This window comes from Acinetobacter uliginosus (assembly GCF_044130295.1).
GTDB lineage: Bacteria > Pseudomonadota > Gammaproteobacteria > Pseudomonadales > Moraxellaceae > Acinetobacter.
This window is the reverse complement of sequence record NZ_JBIQOC010000146.1, coordinates 1-4,643: the sequence shown is the minus strand read 5'-3', so window position 1 is coordinate 4,643 and position 4,643 is coordinate 1. Positions and strand designations below refer to the sequence as shown.

The window sequence follows — 4,643 nt, the reverse complement described above, 5'->3', positions numbered from 1 at the left end:
GAAAAGGCTGCCGACACATAAAGTGACCCAGATTGAAGAGTTACTGCCACACTGCTGGAAACCTAAATCGAATTAAAATTGGTATGGGATTCAGCGGACGCTTACAGAAAAAAGAGTTCATTATGAGAATCATCGGACATCGTGGCGCACGTGGTGAAGCCCCTGAAAACACTTTGGGCGGGTTTCAGTATATTCATGACTTGGGCATCCGTGCAGTCGAATTTGATGTCCGTCAACTCAAAGACAATGAGCTGATCATCATGCACGATGACAATTTCCTAAGAACTACAGGTATCGATCAAAAACTTTACGAATTAAACAGCCAACAACTTGAAGCTTATAATCAGGCACATATCTGGATGGACTGGGAAAAACAGTTTACCCCGACCCTCCGTCAAACCCTGAGCATTATTCATGACTTTAAGCATATTGAAGTTGAAGTCAAAGAAGTGGCAACCATGGCGGAAGCCGAAAAACTGGTTTTAGAATTACAAAGACAATTACACGGCTTTGAAGAAACAGCGGTCATTACCAGTTTTGACCTGAAAATCCATCAGGCTTTAAAACAGCAGTACTCGATTTTTAAACGCGGCTTACTGGTTGAAGATGACATTCAATATTTGGCTATTGAACAGGCTTTAGAACTCGGTTGCTGTCAAATTGGCTGGATGAACCAGCTGGCAAGCGATGAGATGATTCAGGCCACACAACAGGCACATTTAGACATCAGTGTCTGGACAGTCAATGAGGTTGAGCGTGCCAAACATCTGCAAAGCTTGGGAATAGACGGATTAATTACCGACTTTCCCAAAATGATGCTCGAACAACTTTAATAAAAGTTTCTACCCCCACTTTTGTGACTCAATCCACTATTTATTGAATCAAAAATGACTCACATCGCTGCTGTTCACGGAAGCAGCTTTGACCTTCGATAAAATCAATCAACCCTTCCCCGTATTCTGTTACTGTTTAGTACAATACACCTGTAGAATAATGCTAGTGAAGATTTGTTCGCTCATGCTAATATTGAAGAAGTCTTAATCCCTATAATTTGTATTGAATTAAGAATTCATTTATACCTTACCCTTATACGGTTCTAGGAGTGCTGTTGGAGATGAATGCTCCCTTACCCAAAGCCCCAATTAACTGGATTGCAGTGTTTGCATTGGTTTTTTTACCAATTGTGGCTGTAATCGCTATCCCTTTATATGCTTATCATCATGATTTTAGCTTAGGCGCATGGATCAGCTTATTTGTACTGCTTGGTTTTAGCAGTTTAGGGATTACCGCGGGTTATCACCGCTTATGGGCACACCGTGCTTATGAAGCAACTCTTCCATTAAAAATTATTTTAATGATTATGGGTACTTTTGCCGTTCAGAACAGTATTTTATTCTGGGCTTCAGGTCACCGTACTCATCATCGTCATGTTGATGATGTCGAGAAAGACCCTTATTCAATTAATAATGGCTTTTGGTATGCACATATGGGATGGATGCTTCGTAACTATCCAGCAGCAGAAGCAAACTATAAAAATGCACCTGATTTGTTAAACGACAAAGTGGTGATGTTCCAAGACAAATATTACATTCCGCTGGTGATTGCCGTACACGTAGTCATTCTGACCACTGTAGGCTGGGCTGTGGGTGACATGTGGGGCGTCGTGTTATTGGGTGGTTTACTCCGTCTGATCTTGAGCCATCATGTAACTTTCTTCATTAACTCACTGTGTCACATGTGGGGCAAACGTCCTTATACCGACGAAAACACTGCGCGTGACAATTTCATTTTAGCCATTGCCACTTGGGGTGAGGGTTATCATAACTACCACCACATTTTCCAGTACGATTACCGTAACGGCGTGAAATGGTGGCAGTATGACCCGACCAAATGGTTGATCTGGTCCTGTTCAAAACTGGGCTTAGCTAAAAACTTACGCCGCATTCCAAGCTTTAATATCAAAAAAGCAGAATTGGCAATGCGCTTTAAATATGCTGAACAGGATTTGGCAGTATATGGCCATAATGTCAATGAAGATATGGCAACGGCTAAACTTCGTATTGCTCAGGAATACGAAGCTTTTACCCAAACTTTAAATGACTGGGCAACACTGAAAGAGCAAGAGATTCAAGTCAAGAAAGCCTCTGTTGCTGAAAAAATTCATCAAATGGATAACAAACTTAAAGTTGATTTCCAATTGGTTGAACAGCGCCTTGTTCATCATCGCGACAGCTTGAAAATTTTAATGCGTAGTATTAAAAAGAATCCAGTTTCAGAATAAAAGCTGGTTCAATATAAAGCCCCAACAATGGGGCTTTATTCATTTTTGTGGTTTAAATTTGCTATAGTGATCACATCTCCCCCCATTTTTTAGATTGTCCCATGCAATTTAATCCGCGTTACCCTTCGCTCAATCCCAAGCTTTATCATCATCAAATGCCTGTTCCGTTAAAAGGCGCCAAAGCTGGTCATTTCAATGCAGCACTGGCTGATGAATTACAGTGGTCAGAACAGGATAAAGCTCAATGGGTGGAAATCTGTAGTGGACAAAAAACCTTTGCTGAATTTGAACCGTTGGCCATGGTCTATGCCGGACATCAGTTTGGACAATGGGCTGGACAATTGGGTGATGGTCGTGGTTTGCTGATTGGGCAAATTCTGGATCAAAAAAACCAAACCATCGATCTGCATTTAAAAGGTGCCGGCTCTACCCCCTACTCCCGTATGGGTGATGGACGTGCCGTATTACGTTCAGTGATTCGCGAATATCTAGCCGGTCATGCCCTGAATGCTTTGGGCATTGCCTCGAGTAATGCCGTCGGTTTCACCTCTTCCACCCAAGGCATACAGCGCGAGAAGCTGGAACCGGGTGCCATGATGCTGCGGACTTCAGACTGCCACATCCGCTTGGGTCATTTTGAATGGATCAACCAATATCAACCCGACCTTTTAGAAGAATTCGTACAGAAATCTATGGAATGGCACTATCCTGAATGTTTGCAAGCTGAACAGCCGATTTTGGCTTTTGCCACTAAGGTCATCCAACGCACTGCAGTGATGATTGCCAAATGGCAACTGATCGGTTTTGCTCACGGGGTAATGAATACCGACAACCTAAATATCACCGGTTCAACCCTCGACTTTGGTCCTTATGGATTTATGGAACGTTTTCGTCCGAACTGGATGAATAACCACTCGGATTATCAGGGTCGTTATACCTATCAGCAACAACCGAGTATTGGGCACTGGAATTTATGGATGTGGCTGAACAACCTGATTCAACTCAAAAAAGATCCTGCGGAAAAAGAACAGTTCAAAGAAGATTTGGCTAAATGCTTAGAACATTTTGAAACTACTTTTCTTGAACATTACACCCTTGGACTGTGTCAAAAAATGGGACTGCCAAGTTTCCACAAAGGCAGTTTTGATTGTGGCATGGTGTTCTTGCAAATTTTACAGACGGAACAACTGGACTACACCGAAGGCTTTATTCGTTTACAGAATAAGCAATATGAAAGCATTAAAGATGACTGCCTGGACCGCCGCCAGTTTGAAAGTTTCCTGGCTCAATATGAAAACATTCGGGCGAATCAGGATACTGATGAACTGGATGCCGAAATGGCCAAAGCCAATCCACAATATATTCTACGTAATCACATGGCTCAGAAAGCCATTGAACTGGCAGAACGGGATGATTTTTCCGAAGTCGAGCGTCTGTTTAAATTGCTAAGCCAACCTTATATTAAACAGCCTGATTTAGAACAGCCTGAAGATTTAGCGCCATTGCCAAGTGATGTGCCAGAAGTGATGGTGAGCTGTTCTTCCTAAAGTTAATCCACAACCAACTTGAGAAATGTGGATAATTTCAGCATTATCCACAGTTTTATTTTGGATTATTCAAACTTATGACTTTACACAATCTTGCTTCCCAAACTGCTTTAAAGCTACCTGAAGTAACGATTACCCAGCCTTTTGGCCCGGACTGTGACGTATTTAAAGTCATGGATAAAGTCTTTATGCTGAGTTTTCATTTAGAAAGCCAGGCAGCGATTAACTTAAAAGTTATCCCGGATGATGGTGCCATGCTACGGGATATTTATCCCTATATTCGTGCCGGCTGGCATATGAATAAACAGCATTGGGTAACTGTTTATGAGGATGAACATCTGGATGCAACTTTGGTTCAGGATTTGATAAGAACTTCTTATGATTTAGTGGTGAGTAAATTAAATAAGTGGCAGAGATTGAAACTTAATCTCGTAAAATGATATTGCTATAAACAGCGCAATTTATTTTATTTAAACATATGAAATCAAAACTCTATGAAATAAATTTTCAAGAAGCCAATAAATTTCTAAATTTTGAATTTGAGGATCAACTAACTCAGACAGAAATCGAAAATAATTACTACAAAGTACAAGCTCTATTAAAAAGGCGAAATTGGCTAAATTTAGTAGGAAATAGATTTAGTTGGCTTTTTATTAGAGATTTAATTGAATTATATCCTCAGACATTTTCTCCTATGTCTGTAATTTCAATAATTAGGGTCTGTTGACATTTCAAGTATAGAATTTACCCGATAAAGGTAGCCAAATAAATATACAAGCTAATGCAACTGCACCCTCATAGCTACACTTTAGCTT

General features: G+C 40.7%; 4 protein-coding genes and 1 pseudogene. 4 read left to right on the top strand and 1 reads right to left on the bottom strand.

Features of this window, described 5'->3' with window-relative positions; translation table 11 throughout:
• Positions 1 to 122: 122 nt before the first annotated feature.
• From ACE01T_RS17140 to ACE01T_RS17125, 4 genes are all read left to right on the top strand, one after another.
• Positions 123 to 833, top strand: a complete 711-nt coding sequence (locus ACE01T_RS17140; RefSeq protein WP_180042874.1) for a glycerophosphodiester phosphodiesterase — start codon at positions 123 to 125, stop codon at positions 831 to 833.
• A 281-nt stretch (positions 834 to 1,114) separates the two neighbouring features.
• The gene (locus ACE01T_RS17135) at positions 1,115 to 2,281 is read left to right on the top strand and encodes an acyl-CoA desaturase (RefSeq protein WP_086197513.1); all 1,167 of its coding nucleotides are present in this window, start codon (positions 1,115 to 1,117) and stop codon (positions 2,279 to 2,281) included.
• A gap of 101 nt (positions 2,282 to 2,382) precedes the next feature.
• A complete protein-coding gene (locus tag ACE01T_RS17130) occupies positions 2,383 to 3,828 on the top strand; it encodes a protein adenylyltransferase SelO (RefSeq protein WP_395519755.1) in 1,446 nt (481 codons plus the stop codon).
• A gap of 77 nt (positions 3,829 to 3,905) precedes the next feature.
• Positions 3,906 to 4,268 (top strand): MmcQ/YjbR family DNA-binding protein, encoded by a 363-nt coding sequence (locus ACE01T_RS17125; RefSeq protein ID WP_395519754.1) that lies wholly within the window; start codon positions 3,906 to 3,908, stop codon positions 4,266 to 4,268.
• A 291-nt stretch (positions 4,269 to 4,559) separates the two neighbouring features.
• Here ACE01T_RS17125 and ACE01T_RS17120 read toward each other — a convergent pair.
• Positions 4,560 to 4,643, bottom strand: a pseudogene (locus ACE01T_RS17120) (IS5/IS1182 family transposase); the annotation flags it as partial.

Coding starts and splice junctions, on each gene's coding strand:
- ACE01T_RS17125 (WP_395519754.1), top strand. CDS start 3,906: ATGACTTTACACAATCTTGCTTCCCAAACTGCTTTAAAGCTACCTGAA.
- ACE01T_RS17140 (WP_180042874.1), top strand. CDS start 123: ATGAGAATCATCGGACATCGTGGCGCACGTGGTGAAGCCCCTGAAAAC.
- ACE01T_RS17135 (WP_086197513.1), top strand. CDS start 1,115: ATGAATGCTCCCTTACCCAAAGCCCCAATTAACTGGATTGCAGTGTTT.
- ACE01T_RS17130 (WP_395519755.1), top strand. CDS start 2,383: ATGCAATTTAATCCGCGTTACCCTTCGCTCAATCCCAAGCTTTATCAT.